Annotated in this window: 23 protein-coding genes and 1 other RNA gene; 18 read left to right on the plus strand and 6 right to left on the minus strand. The window is 63.9% G+C overall.

Annotated features, from left to right (window positions below; all coding sequences use genetic code 11):
- Positions 1-90: 90 nt before the first annotated feature.
- Positions 91-411, minus strand: a complete 321-nt coding sequence (gene clpS, locus RQH86_RS04755) for an ATP-dependent Clp protease adapter ClpS (RefSeq protein WP_016901748.1) — start codon at positions 409-411, stop codon at positions 91-93.
- Between the two features lie 89 nt (positions 412-500).
- On the opposite strand from clpS, the gene RQH86_RS04760 reads away from it, so the two are divergent.
- From RQH86_RS04760 to RQH86_RS04790, 7 genes are all read left to right on the plus strand, one after another.
- A complete protein-coding gene (locus RQH86_RS04760; protein WP_311238847.1) occupies positions 501-665 on the plus strand; it encodes a hypothetical protein in 165 nt (54 codons plus the stop codon).
- Complete coding sequence (locus RQH86_RS04765; RefSeq protein ID WP_311238846.1) at positions 662-1,120, plus strand: NUDIX hydrolase; 459 nt, start codon at positions 662-664, stop codon at positions 1,118-1,120. The genes RQH86_RS04760 and RQH86_RS04765 overlap by 4 nt, the downstream gene beginning before the upstream one ends.
- On the plus strand, positions 1,117-2,253 hold the full coding sequence (mnmA, locus tag RQH86_RS04770) for a tRNA 2-thiouridine(34) synthase MnmA (protein ID WP_311238845.1): 1,137 nt from the start codon (positions 1,117-1,119) through the stop codon (positions 2,251-2,253). The genes RQH86_RS04765 and mnmA overlap by 4 nt, the downstream gene beginning before the upstream one ends.
- Entirely contained in the window at positions 2,253-2,867 is a 615-nt protein-coding gene (gene hflD / locus RQH86_RS04775; protein WP_055854405.1) for a high frequency lysogenization protein HflD, read from the plus strand. Before mnmA ends, hflD begins: the two co-directional genes overlap by 1 nt.
- Before the next feature lie 147 nt (positions 2,868-3,014).
- The gene (locus RQH86_RS04780) at positions 3,015-4,205 is read left to right on the plus strand and encodes a methyl-accepting chemotaxis protein (RefSeq protein ID WP_055854408.1); all 1,191 of its coding nucleotides are present in this window, start codon (positions 3,015-3,017) and stop codon (positions 4,203-4,205) included.
- Between the two features lie 86 nt (positions 4,206-4,291).
- Complete coding sequence (locus tag RQH86_RS04785; RefSeq protein ID WP_055854412.1) at positions 4,292-4,579, plus strand: hypothetical protein; 288 nt, start codon at positions 4,292-4,294, stop codon at positions 4,577-4,579.
- Between the two features lie 311 nt (positions 4,580-4,890).
- The gene (locus RQH86_RS04790; RefSeq protein WP_311238844.1) at positions 4,891-5,571 is read left to right on the plus strand and encodes a hypothetical protein; all 681 of its coding nucleotides are present in this window, start codon (positions 4,891-4,893) and stop codon (positions 5,569-5,571) included.
- Positions 5,572-6,026: 455 nt separating this feature from the next.
- On the opposite strand, the gene RQH86_RS04795 is transcribed toward RQH86_RS04790, so the two are convergent.
- Positions 6,027-8,813, minus strand: a complete 2,787-nt coding sequence (locus RQH86_RS04795) for an EAL domain-containing protein (protein ID WP_193552856.1) — start codon at positions 8,811-8,813, stop codon at positions 6,027-6,029.
- A 119-nt stretch (positions 8,814-8,932) separates the two neighbouring features.
- Here RQH86_RS04795 and RQH86_RS04800 point away from each other — a divergent pair, with 119 nt between their 5' ends.
- Complete coding sequence (locus tag RQH86_RS04800; RefSeq protein ID WP_311238843.1) at positions 8,933-11,065, plus strand: PAS domain S-box protein; 2,133 nt, start codon at positions 8,933-8,935, stop codon at positions 11,063-11,065.
- A 3-nt stretch (positions 11,066-11,068) separates the two neighbouring features.
- The gene (locus tag RQH86_RS04805) at positions 11,069-12,790 is read left to right on the plus strand and encodes an EAL domain-containing protein (protein ID WP_046964054.1); all 1,722 of its coding nucleotides are present in this window, start codon (positions 11,069-11,071) and stop codon (positions 12,788-12,790) included.
- A 142-nt stretch (positions 12,791-12,932) separates the two neighbouring features.
- Here the strand turns inward: RQH86_RS04805 and RQH86_RS04810 are convergent, their stop codons facing one another.
- Positions 12,933-14,159 carry an ATP-binding protein gene (locus tag RQH86_RS04810; protein WP_311238842.1) on the minus strand — a complete coding sequence of 409 codons (1,227 nt, stop codon included), beginning with the start codon at positions 14,157-14,159 and terminating at the stop codon, positions 12,933-12,935.
- Between the two features lie 132 nt (positions 14,160-14,291).
- Between RQH86_RS04810 and RQH86_RS04815 the strand changes: the two genes are divergently transcribed.
- Positions 14,292-14,367, plus strand: a non-coding RNA gene (locus RQH86_RS04815) — sX9 sRNA.
- 226 nt (positions 14,368-14,593) lie between these two features.
- Here the strand turns inward: RQH86_RS04815 and RQH86_RS04820 are convergent.
- The 3 genes from RQH86_RS04820 to flgA form a co-directional block, all read right to left on the minus strand.
- On the minus strand, positions 14,594-14,926 hold the full coding sequence (locus RQH86_RS04820) for a flagella protein (protein WP_055854424.1): 333 nt from the start codon (positions 14,924-14,926) through the stop codon (positions 14,594-14,596).
- A gap of 15 nt (positions 14,927-14,941) precedes the next feature.
- Entirely contained in the window at positions 14,942-15,253 is a 312-nt protein-coding gene (flgM, locus tag RQH86_RS04825) for a flagellar biosynthesis anti-sigma factor FlgM (protein ID WP_055854427.1), read from the minus strand.
- A 66-nt stretch (positions 15,254-15,319) separates the two neighbouring features.
- Positions 15,320-15,964 (minus strand): flagellar basal body P-ring formation chaperone FlgA, encoded by a 645-nt coding sequence (gene flgA, locus RQH86_RS04830; protein WP_311238841.1) that lies wholly within the window; start codon positions 15,962-15,964, stop codon positions 15,320-15,322.
- A 307-nt stretch (positions 15,965-16,271) separates the two neighbouring features.
- On the opposite strand from flgA, the gene RQH86_RS04835 reads away from it, so the two are divergent.
- The 8 genes from RQH86_RS04835 (at position 16,272) to flgH (ending at position 23,967) form a co-directional block, all read left to right on the plus strand.
- Positions 16,272-17,216, plus strand: a complete 945-nt coding sequence (locus RQH86_RS04835) for a chemotaxis protein CheV (protein ID WP_016901727.1) — start codon at positions 16,272-16,274, stop codon at positions 17,214-17,216.
- A gap of 578 nt (positions 17,217-17,794) precedes the next feature.
- A complete protein-coding gene (gene flgB / locus RQH86_RS04840) occupies positions 17,795-18,196 on the plus strand; it encodes a flagellar basal body rod protein FlgB (RefSeq protein ID WP_055854433.1) in 402 nt (133 codons plus the stop codon).
- A 3-nt stretch (positions 18,197-18,199) separates the two neighbouring features.
- A complete protein-coding gene (flgC, locus tag RQH86_RS04845) occupies positions 18,200-18,607 on the plus strand; it encodes a flagellar basal body rod protein FlgC (protein ID WP_005914451.1) in 408 nt (135 codons plus the stop codon).
- Positions 18,608-18,644: 37 nt separating this feature from the next.
- The gene (locus RQH86_RS04850; protein ID WP_311238840.1) at positions 18,645-19,316 is read left to right on the plus strand and encodes a flagellar hook capping FlgD N-terminal domain-containing protein; all 672 of its coding nucleotides are present in this window, start codon (positions 18,645-18,647) and stop codon (positions 19,314-19,316) included.
- 31 nt (positions 19,317-19,347) lie between these two features.
- Positions 19,348-20,571, plus strand: a complete 1,224-nt coding sequence (flgE, locus tag RQH86_RS04855) for a flagellar hook protein FlgE (protein ID WP_311238839.1) — start codon at positions 19,348-19,350, stop codon at positions 20,569-20,571.
- 144 nt (positions 20,572-20,715) lie between these two features.
- A complete protein-coding gene (gene flgF, locus RQH86_RS04860) occupies positions 20,716-21,471 on the plus strand; it encodes a flagellar basal-body rod protein FlgF (RefSeq protein ID WP_055854442.1) in 756 nt (251 codons plus the stop codon).
- Between the two features lie 979 nt (positions 21,472-22,450).
- Entirely contained in the window at positions 22,451-23,236 is a 786-nt protein-coding gene (gene flgG / locus RQH86_RS04865) for a flagellar basal-body rod protein FlgG (protein ID WP_006452262.1), read from the plus strand.
- A 38-nt stretch (positions 23,237-23,274) separates the two neighbouring features.
- Complete coding sequence (gene flgH, locus RQH86_RS04870; RefSeq protein WP_055854443.1) at positions 23,275-23,967, plus strand: flagellar basal body L-ring protein FlgH; 693 nt, start codon at positions 23,275-23,277, stop codon at positions 23,965-23,967.
- Positions 23,968-23,970: the final 3 nt, after the last annotated feature.

Raw genomic sequence — 23,970 nt, forward strand, 5'->3', positions numbered from 1 at the left:
CCACAACCCTATCGGATAGGCATGTTCAGACGGCGTTAGCACGTGATTGCAGCCACACTGTTGCGCTGCTGGAATGATCCCGCTGCCAGCTCAGGTCTGTTCCATCGTGCACAGCAGCGGATGCTGGTTCATGCGCGAAAACTCGTTGACCTGCGCCACCTTGGACTCGGCCACTTCGCGGCTGTAGACCCCGCAAACGCCGCGTCCACGGGTATGGACGTGCAGCATGACCTGGGTGGCCCGCTCCAGATCGAGGTTGAAAAACTGCTGCAGCACGGTCACCACGAAGTCCATCGGGGTGTAGTCGTCGTTCAGCAGCAGCACCTGATACCGCGGCGGTGGCGCCACTTCAGGCTTGCTGGCTTCGACCGTGAGGCCATGATCGTGTTCGTGAGATGTCTTCCGGGGCATCCGGCCATTATACGGTTCATCGCCGCGCGCATTGGACGATTTGCGCCGCGGCCCGCACAATTTGTCTCCGATTCCCCGGCTGGCCCTTGATGACCGATACCCCGATCGCGCTGCGACAGGCGCCGTCTGCTGCTGCATCCCTGCATGCCCGCGTGCGCCTGCCTGCACTGCGGTGTTGCGCCGCCCGCCCGTGCACCGATGCGGTGACCGATGCAATGGCCGGCCTGTCGCCCGCCCAGGCGCTCGACCGATGAGCACGCCCGAACAGCGCTGGCACCCGGATGTCACCGTGGCCACGGTGGTGGTGCGCGACGGCCGATTTCTGCAGGTGGAAGAAACCATCGCCGGCAAGCTGTTGTTGAACCAGCCCGCAGGCCATCTGGAGCCCGACGAAAGCCTGCTGGACGCGGCCGTGCGCGAAACCCTGGAAGAGACCGGCTGGGACGTGCGGCTGACCCACTTCATCGGCACCTACCAGTGGGTGGCGCCGAGCGGCCAGTGCTTCCTGCGCTTCGCCTTCGTTGGCGAGGCGGTGACCCATCACCCGGAGCGCCGCCTGGATACCGGTGTGGTGCGCGCGCTATGGATGACACCGGATGAATTGCGCGACGCGCCCGAGCGGCTGCGTAGCCCGTTGGTGTGGCAGGTGGTTGCCGACTTTCTGGCTGGGCAGCGTTACCCGCTGGCGTTGGTGCAGCACGTCGCATGAGTACGCCGCGTATCGTGGTGGGCGTGTCGGGTGGCGTGGATTCGTCGGTGGCGGCGTGGAAACTGGCGCAGCAAGGCGAGGCGATCGCTGGGCTGTTCATGCAGAATTGGGCCGACGACGGCAGTGGCGATTGCCGCGCCGAAGACGACCGTCGCGATGCGGTGGCGGTGTGCGGCGTGCTGGGTATCCCATTCCACTTTCGCGATTTTTCCGGCGAATACTGGAGCGGCGTGTTCGAGCACTTTCTGGCCGAATATGCCGCCGGACGCACACCCAACCCGGATGTGTTGTGCAACCGCGAGGTCAAGTTCAAGCATTTCCTGGACGCTGCCCAGGCGCTGGGCGCCGAACGCATCGCCACCGGCCATTACGCGCAGGTGGCCCACAGCGGCGGACGCTGGCGGCTGCTGCGTGGGGCGGACCGTGGCAAGGACCAGAGCTATTTCCTGCACCAACTGGGGCAGACCCAACTGGCCGCGACCTTGTTCCCGATCGGCGATCTGGAAAAGAGCACACTGCGCCGTATCGCCCAGGACGCCGGTCTGCCGACCCACGCCAAAAAGGATTCCACCGGGATCTGCTTCATCGGCGAGCGCGACTTCCGCGAATTTCTGGGGCGCTACCTGCCCGCCCGCACCGGTGAGATCCGCGACCCGCAGGGGCAGCGCATTGCCGACCATCCGGGGGTGTTCTATTTCACCCTGGGTCAGCGCGAAGGCCTGAACATCGGCGGCGTGCGTGGCCGAGCAGCAGCGCCCTGGTACGTGGTGGGCAAGGATGTGGCCAGCAACGTGCTGTACGTGGATCAGGACCGCGACAGCCCCTTGCTGCAATCGCGCTGGCTGCAGTCCGAGCAAGCCCACTGGGTGACCGACGCACCGCCTGCGCGCCGCTTCAGTTGCACTGCGCAGACACGCTACCGGCAGCCGGACGAGCCGTGCACGGTGGACGTGCAGGACGATGGCAGCGTGCAGGTGCGGTTCGAGCGGCCGCAGCGGGCGGTAACGCCTGGGCAGTCGCTGGTGCTGTACGACGGCGAGGAATGCCTGGGCGGTGCGGTCATTGCCGCCACCGATGCGCCGCTGGAACGCCAGTTGGCGGGATCTTCTTTTTCCTCTGAGGGTGTGGCTTGATGAGTGTTTCCATGGAATACCGCGTGCTGGCGCTTGCCGGCGTCGCCCAGGCGTTGCAGCAGGTGCGGCGGATCGCCGAAACCGGGCATTCGGAAGCGGCGACGGTGCGCACCGCCATGGACAGCGTGTTCCGGGTGGACGCGGCCTCGCCAGAGGCCGTTTACGGCTCGGCTGAGGCGGTGGCGCCCGGTCTGCGCCTGTTGCACAACTACTTCCGCAACCAGGCTCAGGACGACGTGCTGCCGCGCCTGGCGCTGGCGGTGCTGCAACTGGAGCGCCGTTTCGTGCGCGACACCACCACCGTGTCGACGGTGTCCAACGGCATCGAGGCAGCCGCACGCCAGGCGCAGAACCTGAACGACAGCGCTCATCCGGATGTACTCAGTTCGCTGGGCGGGCTGTACGCGCAGACCATCAGCCACCTGCGCCCCAAAGTCATGGTGCAGGGCAACCCGCATTACCTTGGCCAGGCAGGCGTGGTCGCGGAAATCCGCGCACTGTTGCTGGCGGCAGTGCGCTCGGCGGTCCTGTGGCGGCAGATGGGGGGCAGCTTGTGGGACTTCCTGTTCGCCAAACGCGCGATGAGCGAAGCGGTGGACCGCGTGCTGCGCTGAGTAGCGCAAACAAGGCGGTTTCAGGCGCCTATAACGGGCGCTAGCGTGCGCCGGCCGCAAGCGCATGGGCAAGACGATATGGCGATCGTCGCTAAAGACAACGGGGGTATTGCCGATACAGCAACCGTGACTCTGCCGAGAACGCCCATGTATTCACGTCCACTCATCCGTCTAGCCGCTCCTTTGGCTCTGACCTTGCTGTTTCCCTTCGCTGTCGGATTCGACTGGCCCGCTTCGGTGCGCTGGGCGATCCTGGCGACCATGACCCTTAGTTGGTTGGTTTTCGCTGCCTGGGTGACGTATTCCCAGTTCCGGCGCAACCCGGACCAGACCCGCATCCTGCGCGAGCAGGACCAACTGCTCAACGAACTGCGTACGTTCGTCAGCAACGAAGTCGATGGTTCGCGCTCGGAAGTCGAGCGTGCCCGCGAACTGATCCGCCAGGCCGTGTCCGGTCTTGGTGGCAGCTTCGAATCGATGAACCGCAAGTCGCGCCAGCAAAGCCAGGCACTGGCCCGCATCGTCGACCGCGCAGGCGACGATGGCAGTGCCGGCGTCGACGTCGCCCGCTTCGCCCAGCACGCCAGCTCCCGTATGGAGCAATTGGTGGAAGCGCTGGAACAGGTGAGCGGCCAGAGCACCAACACCGTCCATCACATCGATGAGATGGCACAGCATCTGGATGGCATCTTCGCGTTGCTGGAAGACGTCAAGTCGATCGCCGACCAGACCAACCTGCTGGCGTTGAACGCCGCCATCGAAGCAGCACGTGCCGGTGAAGCCGGTCGTGGCTTCGCGGTGGTCGCCGACGAGGTGCGTAACCTGTCCGAACGTTCCACCACCTTCAACGAACAGATCCGCAAGCTGGCACACAGCTCCAAGGAATCGATCGCCAAGGTGCGTGAAACGGTCTCGCAGCTGGCATCGCGTCACATGGACCGCTCCCGCGAGGCGCGCCATGAATCGGCCGCCATGCTGGAGAACGTCGCTCAGATCAACGCCTCGTTGGGCGATGGCATGCGCGAAATCTCCGAGTGCGCTCGTTCCATCGATGGCAGCGTGGCCGAAGCCGTCCGCGCCCTGCAGTTCGAGGACATCGCCACGCAGACGTTGAGCGGCATCCACACCCACCTCGATCGCCTCACCGCGATCAACCGTGAGGCGGTGGCGCTGCAGGAACTGCTGCATCGCAATGGCGGCGTGTACGACAGCGACCTGGTTGCGTCGCTGGCCAAGGTGTCCAGCCGTCTGCGCGACATGCGTGTGGAGTGGGAACGCCCGCCGCACAAGCCGGTCGCACAGCAGGGTATGGGTGCCGGCACGGTCGAGTTGTTCTAAGACCGATGTCTGCCCGCAGCTTCTGATCCCGACATTCCCCGGCTTTCCGGGGATTTGTCGTTCCGTAACGACCCGGTGTTCCGCTCATGACGCTCCTTGCCCCCACCATCGATACCGACCCCACTGCCGCATTGCAGGCAGCAGCCTTGGCCACCGCCCATGCCGAGCGCATCGCGCAAAGCGAAGCGGCCAGGCCGGTGCTGCGGCGGGTACGGTTGCCGGCCGCACTGGAACGGCTGGAGCTTGCCGCCCGCGCGGAAATCAAGGCGTTGATCAACCCGCGCCGCGATTGCAGCGAAACCGACCTGCTGTTCGCGACTGTGGCGTGGGACCTAGGCCTGGACGGCGCCGCCGTCGGCGCGTCCACACGCTGATCCCTGCAACGGCGGGGCGTACCTCGGCAGGCGCCCCGCCGGTTGTTTTGAACTGCCCGATCTCAGGCTTTCCAGCCAACCGCCTCAGGCTCGCCGGCTGTCAGTTGCCCCGCGCCACACGGCACTGCGCGGACCGCGCGCGCACAACTCCCCCGCCCTGGCCAATACGCCAACACGCCCCAGGGGTTGTTAGCCACAGGGACGACACCGTTTTCATCACTTTCGGAGTGCCAGCCCCATTGCCTATCTGCATGGGAAGATTGCGTTCGTCCTCAGGTTGAACGTGTTGCATATCCATAAACGGAAGTCGCTTGGTTTTATTGGCTGCAGCAGCGCTCCAGCCCGCGGCAGCTGCCGCAGCATCGGCGAACGAGAGTGTGTATCTCGAATTCCTCTGGGAGGCGCGGCCGCCGCATTCGATTACGCGCCAGCAAACCATCCAATTCCTGACCGATGGTCAACACCATCACCAGATCTGTGTCGCAACCGATCTTGCCGATACCGATGTGGGCGGGTTGATGTTGAAGGCCTTCGACGCATCCGGGCGGGAAGTATCGAGCCACCAATACCCTGAGTATCGTGGTGCAAAGCAGTGTTACGGCGCCGACCTGGGCCAAAGCGGAGCGCCTGGCTTATGGACCTTTCAAGCCAGAACAGGCGATGGGCGCACTGGCAAAAGCACCATCCAGGTCAATGCCAAACTTGAAGATTCGCCACTGTCCACCGACCCTGGAACGCCTTATGTCGTTGGCCGACCGAACTATGACGCATCGATTCCCCCGGACCAGTGGCGCGGCCGCCTTGTGTGGGACATGACGGTCGATGCGCAAGGCACGGTGACCGACGTATCCGTAGTGACCGCGGAAGGCGTCGGTCTGAAACTCCGCGACCGCGCCATCGCGGCAGGCTATTTATCGCTTTTCTTCCCTGACAAACCAAGAGAAAACACGCCGCTGGTCTGGAGGCGCGAGCTTTCATTGGCGCCGGAATGAAAACTGCACCAGAGCGGTTAAGCATGCTGGCTTGCGGACCTCACGTGCACCACTGACGACAGGGCTGCATGCAGATGCGATCACTGAACGTGCCGGACATCAGCCCTGGCGGTTGGCGCGGCGTCGCAGCCAGATCCGGACTGATGATGTATTGGGAAGATGTCGCAGATGTCCATGACGCTCCGCACGGGAATCCGTGACGCGTCGCCGGATAGCAGCGTCATACATCGCGAGGCGCGCATCCGGGCGTTATGCGACGTTGAGCGGAACGCGCGTCCGCCGCTGCATTGGGGAAAATGGGATGGAAGATTCTTGTGGTTCCATGTAATCGCCTGCACTGCGCAAGCTGGAAACCTGCCGTATGACGGCACGCCGCATCGGCGTATCAAACCGCTACACGCCCCTGCGAGCCGTAGCGCAGCATCAAGGCTGACGGTGCCAGCCAGACCAGCGCCTCAGCTGGCGATCACCAAGCGCGCACCCAGCCGCATGCCGGCTTCGGCTTCGCGCAGCCACTGCGCCATGTCGCGCGGCGACAACGGGCGCGAGTAGAAATAGCCCTGGATCTCGTCGCAGCCTTGCTGGCGCAGCAAGGCATCTTCCTGCACGGTCTCCACGCCTTCGGCGACGACCTGCATGCCCAGCGCGTGGCCCAGATGCACGATGGCCTGGGTGACCTCGGCGGTGTTGGCGTCGTCGAGCATGCCCTGGACGAAGCTGCGGTCGATCTTGAGGCGCTGCACCGGGAATCGGTTGAGGTAATGCAGGTTTGAGAAGCCGGTGCCGAAGTCGTCCACCGCCAGCAGCACACCGTTTTGCTCGAACAACTCGAAGCAACGGCGCAGCGAATCCGAATCGCGAATCAGCGCCGACTCGGTCAATTCCAGTTCCAGCCGCGATGGCGGCCAGCCGTTGTCGCGGCAGATTTCCAGCACGCGCTCGGCAAAGCCGCGTTCGCGCAACTGCACGGCCGAGACATTGACCGCGATGCGGCTGAAATGCAGCCCGGCGCGATCCCAGACCACCGCCTGGCGGCAGGCTTCACCGATCACCCATTCGCCCAGACGCACGATTTCGCCGCATTCTTCTGCGATCGGAATGAATTCGACCGGGCTGCACGGGCCATGGCCAGGGCGATTCCAGCGCATCAGCGCTTCAATCGCCGGCGATGCGTCGCCCACGGTGTTGACCAGCGGCTGGTAGACCAGCGTGAACTCTTCGCGCTCGAGCGCACCTTGCAGTGCATGCTCTAGCTCCAGCCGGCGCTGCGCACGCAGCAGCACATCCTGGCTGTAGTAATGGAAGGTGTTGCGACCGGATTCCTTGGCCGCGTACATCGCCGCATCGGCGGCGCGCAGCAGGCTGTCGAAGTCCGAAAGACCCTCTCCCTGCAGCGCAATGCCGATGCTGGCACCGAGCTTGAGGGTGACATGGTCCTTGCGCAGCGGCTCGCCCAGCGCGCTGATCAACTTGCGCGCCACGTGGCCGGCATCTTCCGGCTCGGAAAGATCGCGCAGCAGCACGATGAATTCGTCGTCGCTGAAGCGGCCGAACAGATCGCTGTTGCGCAGATGCTGATGCAGCCGCGCAGACGCAAGCTTGAGCAGGTTGTCGCCGGTGGCATGCCCGAACGAATCGTTGATGCTCTTGAAGCCATCCAGATCGATCAGCAGCATGGCTAGCACCTGGCCGCGCTCGTGCGCTTCGCGGATCGCGTTTTCTGCCTGCTCGCGCAGCAGAAAACGGTTCGGCAGGCCGGTCAAACGGTCGTAATGCGCGAGCAGCTCGATGCGTTCGTTGGCTTCGCGCTCGCGGGTGACATCGCGGAACAGGGCGACAAACCGCGGCGGCAGCCCTTCGCGACGATCCAGCTCGATCAGCACCTGCACCCAGATGCGTTGACCGGAGTTGCGATAGAAGCACAGCTCCAGCTGCTCAGGCAGACCGCCATCGGAAATGCGCAGCAGCGCCGCTTCGAAAGCGTCGCGCGAATCCTGGGTGTACAGCGCAAGCGCCTGCTCCAGGGTGATGTTTTCCTTGCGCAAGCCGTGGATGCGGTAGCACTCCTCGGTCCACTGCATGCGACGGGTGTCGACTTCGATTTCGCAACCGCCGATCTTGCCCAACGCGGACACGCGATTGAGCAGTTCGGTACGCCAGCGGATCAGGGCATCGGTCTGCCGCTGCTCGGTGACGTTCTGCAACTGGCCGAGCACACGCACCATGCTGCCATCGCCATCGAACACCGGTTGCGCCCAGACCCGCAGATGATGCGGATTGACGCCGAGCAGGCCGTTGACCTCCAGCTCGAAATGCACCGGCAGGCCTTCGTGCTTGATCTTGCGCCAGGCCCCGCGCAGTTGCGCCACCGAAGGCCGTGCGAGCAGACGCAGCAGGTCGCGAACGCCGTGCAGGCGCAGCTGGGTCATGCCGAGCTGCTGCAGGAAGTCCTGCGATATCCACAGTTGGTCCTTCAGCGAATCCCAGCTCCAGCTGCCCATGCTGGCAATGCGCTGGGCTTCTTCGAGCTGGGCCTGCTGCTCGCGCAGCTGCTGCTCGAGCAATTTGTGGTGATGCACGTCGGTATGGGTGCCGACCATGCGCAGCGGGCGGCCATCGGCGGTGCGCGAGACCACGCGACCGCGATCGAGGATCCAGCGCCATTGGCCGTCGTGCTGGCGCAGCCGGAATTCGGCTACATAGGTATCGGTGCGCCCATCCAGATGCGCCTGGACGGCTGCGCTGACCTGCGCGTGGTCGTCGGGATGAATCAATCCGGACAACGCGGTGAGATTGTTCGGCAGCGGTTGCTCGGAATAGCCGAGCATGCGAGTCCAGCGCTCGGAGCGGTACACCACGTCGGCGGGGATATCCCAATCCCACAACCCGTGATCGGCGCTGTCCAGGCCCATTTCCCAGCGGCTGGTGCCATCGGCGCCCATCGGCTCGGGAATGCTCAGGGTGAAGGCCATGACCTTGCCGTGCTCGTCGCAGACCGCGCGCAGCCAGCCTTCCAGCCGTCCGCCGCCCGTTCCCGGCAACACGCAGGCCGCCATGCCGCCGCTGTCGGCCACCTGGGCGCGACTGCTCTCCAGCACTTCGGCATACGCACCAAGGGTTGCCGGCAGCCCGAGGGACTGCGCAACGCTATTGGCCGCCAGGGGCTGGCCATGCGCATCCAACAACACCACCGCTGAGGTCAGCGGGTGCTGCAGCATGCTTGCAATGACGCCTGAGTCCACTCTGGAACACTCCGAAGGATCGACCCCTGCCTCGGGGTCGCAATGGATAACGGCCGTCCAGCGGATTAGTTGAGGCGAGTGTTTCGAGCGCAACCGAACCGGGCCGACTTACGGCTAAGATGGCCGCATCGCCCGCTCCAAAGGTCGTCCGCGGACCCATGCACCAACCTGTCGCCGCGCCCGCGTTCTCGTCCCCTCCCGTGTCCCGACTTCGCCTGGCCGAACGCCTGCAGCAAGGCCTGTGGACGCTGACCGGTCTGTACCTGCTGATCGGTGTGGTGTGGCTGCTGCTGGGCAACCGATTGCTCAATCTGGCTGGCGCGGCAGTGCCGGAACGCTGGTCCGATGCCAGCTTTCTGCTGGTGTCGAGCATCGTGATCCATCTGGTGCTGCGGCGCTTCATGACGCTGATCGTGGAAGAACATGCGCAACTGGCGCAGTCCGAAGCCTTGCTGCAGGCCAAGTTCCTGGCCCTGCCCAGCCCGGCCTTCATCTACGACCTGGCGACCATGCGCATCCTCGACGCCAATCCGGCGGCGCTGGAATTCTTCGGTTGGGAACGCGACGAATTCCTGCAGCAGACGCTGCAGGCGGTCTGGCCCAACGCCGATGGCGCGCGGCTGGAAGACATCATCACGGAGATCCGCGGCAAGGGCGACACCACCTGCGTGTTGAACGAAGATCTGCTGACCCGCAGTGGACTGCGGCACGTCGAGGTGCGTAGCAATCAGCTGCATCTGGCCAGCGGCCCTGCCCGTCTGGTGGTGACGGTAGACCGCAGCGAAGAACGCCAGGCGCAGCATCTGCGCGACGAAGCGCTGGAACGCCTGGAAGAAGCGCAGGGCATCGCGCGACTGGGTTCGTGGCAACTGGATCGTGCCAGCGGCCTCGGCCGCTACTCGGCGGCGGTGTATCGCATCCTGGGGCGCAGCGTGCCGATGCATCGGCGCGAACATCGTCTGGAAGAGCTGCTGACCGCATCCGACACCGCCACCCAGGCACGTATCGAACGCATGATCGAAGACATGTGCACCGGCGGCGAGGTACAGATCGATGTGCTGCTGCCGCTCACCGGCGGCGATTCGCAACCGCGCACCGTGCATCTGCGGGCAGAGAGCGTGACCCTGCCCAGCGGCGCAAGCCATGTGCACGGTACCTTGCAGGATGTCAGCGAACGCGAACAGTCGCGGCGTCTGCTGCGCGAGCGCGAAGAACAGTTCCGCGAGCTGGTGCGGGTGCTGCCGGACGGCGTGCTGATCCTCGCCGACGAGCACGTGATGTACGCCAATGCGGCAGGCTCCGCCCAGTTCGGTTTTCAGGGCGAAACCATTCTGGGCGAGCCGCTGCAGACGCTGGTCGGCGATTCCGACCTATCGGTGGTGCGCGAGTATCTGCGTGCCGGCAGCGATCGCAATGAGCCGGTGTCCAGTGCACGGGCGATGCGCCGTCGCGATGGCAGCACGTTCTATGCAGGCCTGTCGGCGGGCGATATCCGTTACGGCGGGCGCAGCTGCAAGCTGCTGGTGGTACGCGACCTGAGCGAGCCCGAGCGCATGCGCGATGCGCTGGCCGAGAGCAATGCCGAGTTGCAGGCGATGGCCAAGCGGCTGTTCTCGTTGCAGGAAGACGAACGTCGTGCGATCTCGCGCGATCTGCACGACGACATCGGCCAGGCGATCACTGCGATGAAGTTGTCCGCGCATGCGGCGCTGGACGAACTCGACCCGGTCGCGCGCCGCGAAGATCTGCTGGAAGTAGTGTCGCTGGCCGATTCCACCGTCAACAAGCTGCGCAATCTGTCGATGCTGTTGCGTCCGCCGCAACTCGATGCGCTGGGTCTGGAAGCAGCGTTGCGTTGGCAGGCATCGATGCTGTTCCGCGCTTCGCAGGTCCGGTTGGAGCTGGACATCCAGGCGCTCGATGTGCGCCCCGGCAACGAAATCGAACAGGCCTGCTTCCGGATTGCGCAAGAAAGCCTGACCAATGCCTTGCGACACGCATGCGCCGGCGAAGTGCGCATGAGTCTGCAATCGATCGACAGCGAGACGTTCCGTCTGGAAGTCAGCGATGACGGCGACGGGTTCGAGCCGGAAGGCCCGCGCGGACTTGGGCTGATCGTGATGCGTGAGCGTGCGCAAACCGTCGGTGGCGTGCTCGCGATAGACTCAGCACCCGGAGCAGGCACGCGCGTGACGTTGCGCCTGCCCTATCACCCGGCCGGCGAGTCCGTCCACGAAGATGGTGGACGTTGAGTCATGTGGAGCCCCGTAATCCCGCCCGGATTGGAAATCGTCAAACCGACACGCCTGGGCGCAGGCAACCCCGAACTACTGCATCTGGTCGACGCGGCCGCGTCCGGCGGCCAGCCGTTGATGATCTTCCATGTCGACATCGATCACTTTGCCTCGATCAACGAGAACATGAGTGGTGAGGTCGGCGATCAGGCACTGACGCTGGCCGCACGCCGTCTGCAGGAATTTTTAGGCACGCGCGGCAAGTTGTGGCGCCACGGCAGCGACGAAATGATCATCGTGGCGGTGCGCCGCGACGACACGCCGCTGCCGGAAGACTTTGCCGAAGAGATTCGCCAGCAGCTGGAACTGCCGTTATCGGTGCTGCCGTATACGTTGTTCATGACCGGCAAGGTCGGTATCAGCCTGTGCCCAGAACACTCGACCTCGCTCTCCATCCTGCTCGACTACGCCGAAGAAGCCAGCTATCAGGCCGCGCGCGAAGGCGGCAACACGGTGCGCCTGTACACGCGCAACTCGGCGACCAACGCGCATAGCGAGAGCATCATTGCGCGGCAGATCGTCGATGCGATCCCGCATGGCGAACTGCGCCTGCGCTACCAACCGCTGGTCAGCGCACGCGACGGCCGCATCGTCGGCATGGAAGCGCTGCTGCGTTGGCAATCGCCCACGCTGGGCATGCTGGTGCCGGAGCGCTTCATGCGCACCGCAGAGCGGCTGGGCGTGATCGTGCAGATCGGCGAATGGGTGCTGCAGAACGCAGTGCGTCAGGCGCGGCTGTGGCGCGACCAGGGCTTCGACGATTTCAGCATTGCGGTCAATGTCTCCACGCTGCAGTTGCTGCGGCCGGGCTTCTTCAACGAAGTGATGGCCATGCTGCAAACGGCGGGCGTGCCGGCGCAGTTCGTGACCCTGGAAATCAACGAAAGCGCGTTGACCAACAACGTCAACTTCGTCCACGAGACGATGGCCAACCTGCGCAACGAAGGCATCAGCCTGAGTCTGGACAACTTCGGTACCGGCGATTCCAGTCTGAGCGCATTGGTGCGCTACCCGGTCGACCGGCTCAAGATCGACCGCAGCTTCATCAAGAGCGCGCCGGCCGGCAGCCGCGAGGCAGCGATTGCGCGCGCCATCATCGCGATGGGCCACCAGCTGGGCATGACGGTGATCGCCAATGGCGTGGAATCGCAAGCGCAACTGGGCTTTCTGCGACGCAACGATTGCGACATCTTCCAGGGCTATCTGTTCGGAGAGCCGATGTCGGCCGAGTCCGCCGGCATGGCACTGCGTCGGCGCTATCTGCGTCCGGAATCGTTCGCCGAAAGCCGCCCGGACCGCACCTTGTTGCTGCTGGACGACGAAGAAAACGTGCTGCGCTCGCTGGTACGTCTGTTCCGCCGCGACGGCTACCGCATCCTGGCGGCCGGCAACGTGCGCGATGCGTTCGACCTGCTGGCCACCAACGATGTGCAGGTGATTCTGTCGGACCAGCGCATGTCGGATATGAGCGGCACCGAGTTCCTGGGCCGCGTCAAAATGCTCTACCCCGATACCGTGCGCCTGGTGCTGTCCGGCTACACCGACCTGGCCACGGTGACCGAGGCGATCAACCGTGGCGCGATCTACCGGTTCCTGACCAAGCCGTGGAACGACGACGAACTGCGCGAGCATATTCGCCAGGCCTTCCGCACCCATGACGAGCTACGCAACGGCCGGGAATAGGGAATCGGGAATGGAGAATTGGTAGAGCAGATATCTACCGCTTGATTCTCCGCGTGCCAAATCGTGCCTCAAAATCAAAGCACCAGCGCATGCCGCTCTCCCGATTCCCTACTCCCGATTCACCATTCCCAGCGCGTCAGCGCTACTTCGGCTGCCGGATCGGCAACACGATGCGGAAGCTGGCGCCCTGCCCTGGCACGCTTTCGACGTCGATACGGCCATGGTGCTTGTTGATGATGCCGTAGGAGATCGATAGCCCCAGGCCGGTGCCGCTGCCGACCGGTTTGGTGGTGAAAAACGGGTCGAAAATGCGCTGTAGCAGGTCCGGGGCGATGCCGGCGCCGCTGTCCTGGAACTGGATCCAGACGTTTTCGGCTTCATCGCGTCCGCTGGTGACGGTGATGGTGCCGCGCTCGACAATCGCCTGGCCGGCGTTGAGCAGCATGTTCATGTAGACCTGGTTGAGCTCCGATGGCAGGCATTCCACCAACGGCAGCTCGGCATAATTGCGCTCCAGCGTCACCTTGTACTTGAGCTCGTTCCAGATGATGTTGATCGTGGATTCGAGGCCGGCATGCAGGTCCACCATCTTCCACGACTCGGAACGGTCCGAGTAAGAGAAGTCCTTGAGGTCGCGCACGATGCGGGTGACCCGCTCGATGCCTTCGCGCGACTCGGCCATCAACTGCGGCAGATCGCGGCTGATGAAGTCGATATCGGCACGGTTGCGGATTTCGTCGATCTCGGGAATCAAGGCCTTCGGGTCCGGCGCCTGCAGCGCGCGCTCGTAGGCTTCGATCAGGGTGAACAGGCTGCGCAGGTACTCCTGCAGGCTGCCGAGATTGGAGTGCACGTAGCCGATCGGATTATTGATCTCGTGCGCCACGCCGGCCGCCAACTGGCCGATGGAGGCCATTTTTTCCGACTGCAGCAGTTTGTCCTGTGCGCCGTTCAAGCGCATGTAGGCCTGGCGCAGTTCGGCGTGGCGCTGTTGCAGCTCGCGCTCGTAATCCTGCTGGCCTTCGATGTTGTGGAACAACGCCAGAAAATGGCCGACGCCCTGCTCTTCGTTGTAATACAGGTGCGCGATGACCACGCGGTCGGCTACCGGCAGGCTGCCGGTCCAGCTGCCCTTGCTGCGCGCCTGGTTCAGCGCATCCGACGGCAGCACCTGCGAAATCCGCTCGCCCAGATTGCGATCGTCGGCGGGGTCTTCCTTGCACAGGCTCTGACGCGCAACCGCGTTGGCCAGAATCAGCTGTCCATCGGCACGGAACAGCAACACACCTTCAAGCATCTGGTCGCCGAATGCGCGCAGGATGGTCGAAGACGGCAACAATGTTTGATTGAGAAAAAACTTGGCGGTCACGGGACACGGCGGCAGCAGGGACGCTTCAATATACGCCGAACCATAGGGCGGCCATATCGCCACTTGGTCTTAGAGCAGCTAGCAACAGCACAGTGCAGCCACCAGGCGGGCGCGGCCGGTGCTCGGTGCGGCATGTACCGTTCGTACACTCCGGTTCCTCCGCGCCATCGACCCACACCAAACGACTGCTCGCTACGTTTTGTTAGCTGCTCTTGGAACCGTCTTAAAACTGCTCTATCGGCAGTTGCCAGGCGCGACCGCTGATCGGCATGGCGTGTGCGCGTGCATTGGCACGGCGGTGATTCCACGCCGTCCCTTCCCGTGGGTCGATTGCGCACGGTGTCTGCCAGCCGGCAGTGTCGACCGTAGCAAACCTGCGTGGCCTGCGTGCGCGCAGCACCTGGGTGCGTGCGCCCGCGGCAGTGACGGCTACCTCAGGCGACTGCCAGCGAACGTCCGCCGCGCAGTACGTTAGATTGGCCCTTGGCGTCGTACGAGGGCGCGCTTTCGGTTCGCCCCAGGTGACGCAATGCCCAGTTCACTTCGCGGCGGCGGCGTGCCAGCAGCGCACCATTGGCGCGGTTGGCTTCGGCCAGCTCACGCAGACGCTCTTCTTCGCCTTCGGGCATTCGCGCTTCAAGCGCGCGCAGCGCCGACAGCTTGTCCTGCGTGTGCCGCATCAACCCGTCGATGTCGTTCTCGAGTAATGCCTGGCGTTCGCCGGCCAGCGCATCGCTGAGACGTTGCAGGAACTCGTTCACGTTCATCCTTTTAGTCGGGGATCAACCCGCCAGTTGCTGATTCAGATCCATCATGCGGCTGGCGATGGCATCCGGGTTGATGGAGTAGCTGCCGTTCTGCAAGGCGTCTTTCACGGCCTGGACGCGACCGGTGTCGATCGCCGAGGACTGCGACAGCTCGCGCTGCAGGTTCTGCAGATTGGTGGCTTCGCCGGTCAGCTTGACGCTGTCGGTGGGCGGTAAGGCTGCAATCGGGGACGCGCGATCTTCACCGGCCGGAACGATCTTGCTGCTCGTGGCCGCGGTGCGAAGGGTGGCAGCGGTCGGTAGATTGCCTTCAATTTTCTGGGTCATGTCAGGAACTCCTCTACAGGTCGTAGGGGATAACGGCACCCAGAAAAAAAACTTTATAGAAAATTTTTACCTGGAGACCACAACGGTTCCGCTCGCTTCAACAATCCCCTGCACCACACGGCGGGACGAGGAGTTCTCGACCGAAACCCGCTCGTTTTCGCCGGCATCGGAGAGCGCGCGACCGCTCATGCGCACCTCCAGACCGCCGTTGCGCGACACCAGCGGGACGGTATCGCCGCGCCGGACCAGCCGCTGCGTCACCAGATCATTGGCCGAGAGCAGCGAGCCGGCCGGCAGAACACGGCGGGCGGACTTGCCCACTGCGGCCACCGGGTCGGCCAGTACCGCACCGACGATGCGGGCGGCGTCACGCTTCTCGATACTGATATCGGCTAGCGAGATGATTTCTCCAGCGCTGATGCCCCGACGCAGCACCAGGACATCCTGGTTGCGACGCACCTTCAATGGCACGAACAAACGCCAGCCGGCCGGCTGCGGGCAGGCCACTTCGACGGTGTTGGTGCCGGTGGGCTGGGCTTGCAGGGCGATGGGACAGGCCGGCATGCGCAGACCCGGATCGAGCGTTGCCTCGGCTTCGGCATCGGGGCCAACCGTGGCCAGCGCCGCTGCGCGAATGGAATCGACCGACTGGTACCCATCGGCCCAGGCTGGGGCGGCGACCAACAAAATGACAAGCAGGAGCAGGCGCATGGGACCAGATCCGTAGGAAGACGCGGAAGCTCATGCAAGCGGCGTGCCTGTTTTCGAATAGGGAATCGGGAATGGGGAATCGGTTGGTGGCTGAAAGATGGTCGGCCTTCGTTGCTGCCGTGCGATTTACTAGGTGAAAGCTATCAGCAGGCAAAGTCACTGCCCTTCGCCTCGGGCTTGCTGCGGAAAGCTTCATCCCTCACTTTTACGATTCCCCATTCCCCATTCCCGACTCCCCATTCCCGACAGCCCCCCCACCAACCACAAAGCCCTCAAGTTTCCAGGCGGCGCTGTCGATATCTGCCCCATGACCCACGATCTGCTCAACCGCATCGACCAGCGCACCCGACTGGCTGGCCACAATCGACTGGCGCTGCTGCTGTTTAGGCTAGGCGGGCGCCAGCTTTTTGGCGTCAACGTCTTCAAGGTGCAGGAAGTGCTGCGCCGCCCGGAATTGTTCCAGGTGCCTGGCCTGCCGACCGAATTCGCCGGCGTTGCCGACGTGCGCGGGCGCTCGGTCCCGGTACTGGATCTGGGCCTGGCCATCGGCCACCCGGAACGCGACGCGCACTCCGAAAATGGGCCCGGCTACCTGGTGGTGGCCGAGTTCAACCGCTCGGTCCAGGGATTTCTGGTCAGCGGCGTGGAGCGCATCGTCAATATTGCGGTGGAAGATATCCACCCGCCGCCGGAACTAGGCGCCGAAGCCACTTATTTGACGGCAGTGACGCGGTTCCAGGGCGAGCTGATCCAGGTGATCGACGTAGAAAGCGTGTTGGCCGACATCGCCAAGGTCAGCAAGGACGTGCAGCTGGACCCATCGCTGCAGTTGGTGGCCTACGACCGTCAGTTCCAGGTGTTGGTGGTGGACGACTCGCGGGTGGCGCGTCAGCAGATCCGCAGCGTGCTCGACCAGCTGGGGGTGTCGGCAACCTTGTTGTCCGACGGCCGCCAGGCGCTGGACCATCTGCTGCAGGTGGCGGCGTCGGGCGAAAACCCGGCCGACCGCTATGCGATGGTGATCTCCGATATCGAAATGCCGGCAATGGACGGCTACACGCTGACGACGGAAATCCGGCGCACGCCGGGCCTGCAAGGCCTGTACGTGCTGCTGCACACCTCTTTGTCGGGCGTGTTCAACAACGCCATGGTCGAGCAGGTGGGTGCCAATGCTTTCGTGGCCAAGTACAGCGCGCACGAGCTGGCCGACTACGTGTTGGCACGCTTGAAAGTGGTTGCCGAAGCGGCCTGAGCAAGAGATCGACTGACCGGTTCGCCGGCGGCGGGTCGTTCGCAGCGCCGGCCGGGTGCAGGTGCCGATAGCGATGAGTAAGGAATGCCTTGCAGGCATTCCCGGCGTAGAACTCCGGCGACACCCAAGCTGCCTTGGCGACGCGCCTTGAGTAGATTGGCGACGCGCATTGAATGGAATGGATTGGCAGCCTGTTGGCGTGAATTACCGTCAATAGGAGTTCGCAACACTCCCCACCTAATCTCGTCAGGCAAGACGCCCACCTTGGGCGCAGCGCCTTTCTAGGGCTGCGAGCTGTTGCCTGTGTCACCTGACCCTTCACGATGATCCCGACCGTTGCCGGCCGCAGCCGCTAGCCAAGCAGCGCCTCGCACAAGACTTGCATCAACTAGTCCGGTAGCGCTTAAGGGCCCCGAACCGGTCGTCCAGGTTCGCCTTCCTGGCTGAAACCGCGGCCTTGGCCGTTCAAGGCCCCGCCAGGGCGCTCCAGCCGCCCTACCCGATCGACGGGTTCAGCAGCACCCTTGATTTGGCACAAACATTGCTTCTTCTCTGGCAACACTTCGCGGGAGAGCACCGTGTCCAATCCCTTCTCGTCCTTCCTCGGCGTCCACGGCGACGCATTGTCGCTGCGCGAGCAGCGCATGAAGCTCATTGCCAGCAATCTGAGCAATGTGGACACCCCTGGGTACAAGGCCAAGGATCTCAACTTCGAAGCGGCCTTGAAGTCGGCCCAGGGCGTGCAGGATGGCGGCCTGATGCAGGCCACCGACGCCAAGCATTACGAAGTGGGCGGCGGCGCCGGGCTCAACCCGTTCCAGATCACCCGCGAATCCGATCAGCCTAGCCTGGACGGCAACACCGTCGATCCCGATGCAGAACGCGCCGCCTACGGCCGCGCCGCGCTGGAATACCGCGCGTCGCTGAGCTTCCTCGAATCCAAGGTGCGCTCGATGCTCACCGCGATCACGGGCCAATAAGTCATGAGCAACCTTCCCATTTTCGATGTGGCCGGCTCGGCGCTGCATGCGCAGTCGGTCCGCCTGAGCACCATCGCCTCCAACCTGGCCAACGCCGATTCGGTGGCCGGTTCTGCAGAAGCCACCTACAAGCCGATCGAGCCGATCTTCCAGGCCCAGCAGAGCCGTCAGGACCCCAGCCTGACCTCGGTGAACGTCAAGGAGATCACCACCACCAACGCGCCGCCGATCCGTCGCTACGAGCCCGGCCACCCGCTGGCCGATGCCGACGGCTACGTGTTCTCGCCCGACGTGGACCCGGTCTCGCAGATGGTCAACATGATTTCCGCCTCGCGCAATTACCAGGCAGGCGTGGAAATGCTCAATACCGCCAAGGAACTGGCGCTCGCGACCCTGACCATGGGTCGCTGACCCTCCTTGCTGACCTTTTTCCTACGGACCCTTTCCAATGAGCACGATCGGTAGCGACCTCTACACCAGCCTCGGGCTGACCTCCAGCAGCGCCACATCGACGAAGAAGAAAGAGGAAGCACTCGGCCAGGCCGACTTCCTCAAGTTGATGACCGAACAGCTGCAGCACCAGGACCCGCTCAAACCGATGGAAAACAGCGCGTTTCTAGGCCAGTTGGCGCAGTTCTCCACCGTCCAGGGCATTGGCGACCTCAATACCAAGGTCGGCAATTTCTCCGATTCGATGAACGCCGACCAGGTGCTCAAGGGCGCCGCGCTGGTGGGCCACAACGTGTTGGTGCCGTCGGCACAGGTCGCCATCGATGCCACCGGCTCGGCCAAGGGCGTGGTCGCCGCAACCTCGGCTGGCTTCGTCAATTTTGAAATCACCGATGCCAACGGCGCCTTCGTCAAACAAATCAGCGTGCCGGCCAGCGCCGCCGGTGAGGTGTCGTTTGCCTGGGATGGCACCGACGCCAACGGCAACCGCATGGCCGCCGGCAAATACGGCATTACCGCAACCCAAACCGACACCGTCGGTGCCAAGAGCAAGTTATCCACCTATGTCGATGCACCGGTGGACAGCGTCACGATCGGCTCGGACGGCCTGTATCTCAACCTGACCGGGCTAGGCACTTCCCCGCTCGCCAACGTGCTCCGCGTCAGCTGAGCCGGCAACCGACACTTAAAGGAACTCATCCATGGCTTTCAATACCTCGTTGTCCGGCATCAACGCAGCCAATGCCGATCTGAACGTTACTTCCAACAACATCGCCAACGTCAACACGACCGGGTTCAAAGAATCGCGCGCCGAGTTTGCCGACATGTTCCAGAGCACCAGCTACGGCCTGTCGCGCAATGCGGTCGGTTCGGGCGTGCGGGTCAGCAACGTGGCGCAGCAGTTCTCGCAGGGCAATATCGACCCGACCGGGCGCAGCCTGGATCTGGCGATCTCCGGCGAAGGCTTCTTCGCCGTGTCCTCCAACGGCGCCAAGATGTACACCCGCGCCGGCAACTTCCAGACCGATGCCAACGGGTATGTGGTCAATCCGCAGGGCGCGCGCCTGCAGGTGTTTGCGCCGAATCCCAGTGGCAATGGCTTCGACGTGGGCCGCCTGTCGGACCTGCAGTTGCTGACCACCGACAGCCCGCCCAAGTCGACCTCCACGGTCAACCTGGCCTTCACCCTGCCCGGCAACGCCACCGCACCGACGGTGACCCCGTTCAGCCCGGCCGACGACAAGACCTACAGCCACTCCACCGGCGGCATCAATGTCTATGACTCGCTGGGTGTCAGCCACGTGCAGACCTCCTACTTCGTCAAGACCGCCAATCCGAACGAATGGCAGGTGCACAACTATGTGGACGGCACGGCAGTCGGTGCGCCGACCACATTGCAGTTCTCCGACACCGGCTCGCTGACCACCCCGTCTAACGGCATCATCGCGATGGACCCGTTCACCCCCAGCACCGGTGCCGGCGTGCTGAACATGCAGCTCAATGTCAGCGGCTCGACCCAGTACGGCGAAGCCTTCGCGCTGCGCGACACCCGCCAGGACGGCTACGCCAGCGGCAAGCTCAACGAGATCAGCTTCGACACCAGCGGTGTGGTGTTCGCGCGCTATTCCAACGGCGCCGACAAGCCGCTGGGCCAGGTCGCGCTGGGCAGCTTCGTCAATCCGCAGGGTCTGCAGTCGCAGGGCAACAACATGTGGGCCGAAAGCTACACCTCCGGCGCCGCCCGCATTGGCGCACCGGACACCTCGGACCTGGGCCAGATCGAATCCGGCTCGCTGGAAGCTTCCACGGTGGACCTGACCGAGCAGCTGGTGAACATGATCGTGGCCCAGCGCAACTTCCAGGCCAACTCGCAGATGATCTCGACCCAGGATCAGGTCACCCAGACGATCATCAATATTCGTTAAGGGCTGGGAATAGGGAATCGGGAATAGGGAATCGTAAGAGCCGGCGTCACGTCTAGCGGACAACGGCCTTACCTCCCCTCTCCCAGTCTCCAGCAATCCCGCTTATACGATTCCCGATTCCCCACTCTCGATTCCCGGTGTCAAATGGACAAAGCCCTCTACGTCGCAATGACCGGTGCCCGCGCCTCCCTGCAGGCGCAGAGCACCGTGTCGCACAACCTTGCCAACGTCGATACGGTGGGGTTCAAGGCCGCATTGGCCAATACCGAGGCCTTCAAGATCCAGGGCAAGGGGTATCCGTCGCGGATCGATGCGCTGCACGTGGATCAGGGCTTCGATCGCAGCCAGGGCCATCAGAAAGTCACCGGCAACCCGCTGGACGTGTCGCTGCAACAGGACCGCTGGCTGGCCGTGCAGTCGCCCGACGGCAGCGAGGCCTACACCCGCAACGGCGAATTGGCGCTCACCGCCAATGGCCAGTTGGTCACCGCCAACGGACATGCGGTGCTGGATGAAGGCGGCAACCCGATGACCATCCCGCCGCACCAGGCGATGGAAATCGGTAGCGACGGCAGCATTTCCATCATCCCGCAGGGCGAAGGCCCGCAGGCGATGGATATCGTCGGCAAGATGAAGGTGGTCGATGCGCCCGCCGACCGTTTGACGCGGCGCCCGGACGGGTTGATGCGCAATACCAGCACCGACCCGGCGCAAGCGTTTGCGGTGGCCACCGGCAAGACCGTCAACAGCGGCATGCTGGAAGGCAGCAATGTGGATGCCGCCGGCGCGCTGGTGGAGATGATCCAGCTGCAGCGCCAGTTCGAAATGCAGGTCAAGATCATCAAGAACGGCGACGACAACGCGCAGTCAGCCAATTCGTTGCTGCGGGTCAGCGGCTAACAACGCCTGGCGAGCGGTGGCCAGGCGGGTGCGGCCGCCGCGGAGGACCCGCGTACGCCGCGATTCCTGCCGATTCCGGGCACCGGATGCGCTTGTCTGCTGACCATCCAGCAGCCGTCAGATGTTCTAAAACCGTCAGATGTTCTAAACGTGATCGCCGAAACGATTGCGCCGTCAGGCGGGTGCCTATGGTGGTGTTTCGGCTGCTTGAAGCACGACGACCGCGTTATCGCGGCGCGTTTATCGTACCTGCCGTCTTCGGCGTCAGGCCTGAAAGCGGCCGGCCTGCAAGCGGTCAAAACGCTCAGTGCGCATGGAGTCGCTCCAAGCCGTTGCACCCATTCGCCAGCGAACAAATCAGTCAACGCACGGCACCTGATTCAAACCCCGCGTTTATCTCGGTCACCGACCAAAACCGGCGGTGCTTGCGCGCGTGTAGGCGTGGGACCTTAGGCGGCATGGATGCCGCATAAGAGCCTCCATGGATGGATTCACGGCGTGTCCCACGCCTACACGCGTGCAAGCGCCCCCAGCAGACCACCGCCCGCCGTAAATTGGAGGCGGTGAGGCCCTCGTGACCGGACAGGTGTAATGCGCGGGTTGGTCGATGCGCGGCGCCGTCTCCGGGAGCGGGACACGCCGTGAATCCGTCCGTGGAGGCTCGGTAGCGGCATCCATGCCGCTACACGGTCCCGCCCCCGGAGACGACGCCGCGCTTCCACGGTTGGCCACTGCTGATCGGCAAGCAGTAGCGGAAGGCATCAACGTTCACTGGCTTGCTGTCTGCACCCCGCTACATCCCTGCGGTTGTCCGGCCTGTCCAGCGCAACCATGCATCGTCTCCTGGTCGCCGCGTCTCGGCCTTGCGCCGCGTGATCCACCGCACAGCCGGCAAGATTCCGACGCGGGTTTGGCACAGCACGTGCATATACCCAGCCGTACCCGGAACACATCCCCGGGTCTAACGAGGAATCGGGTCATGAATCAGGCTTTGTGGGTCGCCAAAACCGGACTGGATGCGCAGCAGACGCGCATGTCGGTCATTTCCAACAACCTGGCCAATACCAATACCACCGGCTTCAAGCGCGACCGTGCCGCGTTCGAAGACCTGCTGTATCAACAGGTGCGTGCGCCGGGTGGTTCCACCTCCGCGCAGACGCAGCTGCCCACCGGCCTTCAGTTGGGTACCGGTGTGCGGGTGGTTTCTACCTTCAAGGGTTTCGACCAGGGCAGCCAGCAGCAGACCGGCCGCGCGCTCGACGTGATGGTCAACGGCCGCGGCTTCTTCGAAGTGCAGATGCCCGACGGTACCTCCGCCTACACCCGCGACGGCACCTTCCAGATCAATGCGCAGGGCGAGGTCGTCACCAACAGCGGCTACCCGCTGCAGCCCGGCATCCAGGTGCCCGAAGGCGCGCAGTCGCTGACCATCGGCAACGACGGCACCATCAGCGTGACGCTGGCCGGCCAGGCCGCGGCGCAGGAAATCGGTGCGTTGACGCTGACCGACTTCATCAACCCCTCGGGCCTGCAGTCCAAGGGCGAGAACCTGTTCGTCGAAACCACCGCCTCCGGTCCCGCGCAGAACGGCACCCCCGGCCTCAATGGCCTGGGCACCACCGTGCAGGGCGCGTTGGAAGGCAGCAACGTCAATACGGTGGAAGAGCTGGTGAGCATGATCGAGACGCAGCGCGCCTACGAAATGAATGCCAAGGCGATCTCCACCACCGACTCGATGCTCGGTTACTTGAACAACAACGTCTGATCGGCTCGCCGGTCGCTGCCCTCTCAGGAATCCACGCCATGTCACGCCTGCCCTCTCTCTCTTCGCTGTCTCTTGCCATTGCCTGCAGCGCGCTGCTGGGTGGCTGCGTGGCAGCCGGCGATGTGCGGCCGTTCGCCGAACTGGCGCCGATCGTGCCGGTGGTCGCGCCGGTGGCGCAGCCCAGCGCCGGTGCGATCTATGCCGCCGGCCCGGGGCTGAACCTGTATGGCGACCGCCGCGCCCGCGACGTCGGCGATCTGCTGACGGTGAACCTGGTGGAAAGCACCACCGCCTCGTCCACCGCCAACACCAGCATCAGCAAGGCCGACACCGTCGACATGAGCACGCCCACGCTGCTTGGCGTGCCGCTCACCGTCAACGGCACCGACGTGCTGCGCAACTCCACCAACGGCGACCGCAGCTTTGCCGGCAAGGGCAACACGGCGCAGAGCAACCGCATGCAGGGCAGCGTGACCGTCACCGTGATGCAGCGCCTGCCCAACGGCAATCTGGTGATCCAGGGGCAGAAGAATCTGCGCCTGACCCAGGGCGACGAGCTGGTGCAGGTGCAAGGCATCGTGCGCGCCGCCGACATCTCCCCGGACAACACCGTGCCGTCGAGCAAGGTGGCCGATGCCCGCATCGCCTACGGCGGCCGCGGCGCGATCGCGCAGTCCAACGCGATGGGCTGGTTGAGCCGCTTCTTCAATTCCCGTCTGTCGCCCTACTGAGCC

It is taken from the genome of Xanthomonas sp. WCS2018Noco2-27, assembly GCF_031843525.1.
Taxonomy (GTDB): domain Bacteria; phylum Pseudomonadota; class Gammaproteobacteria; order Xanthomonadales; family Xanthomonadaceae; genus Xanthomonas.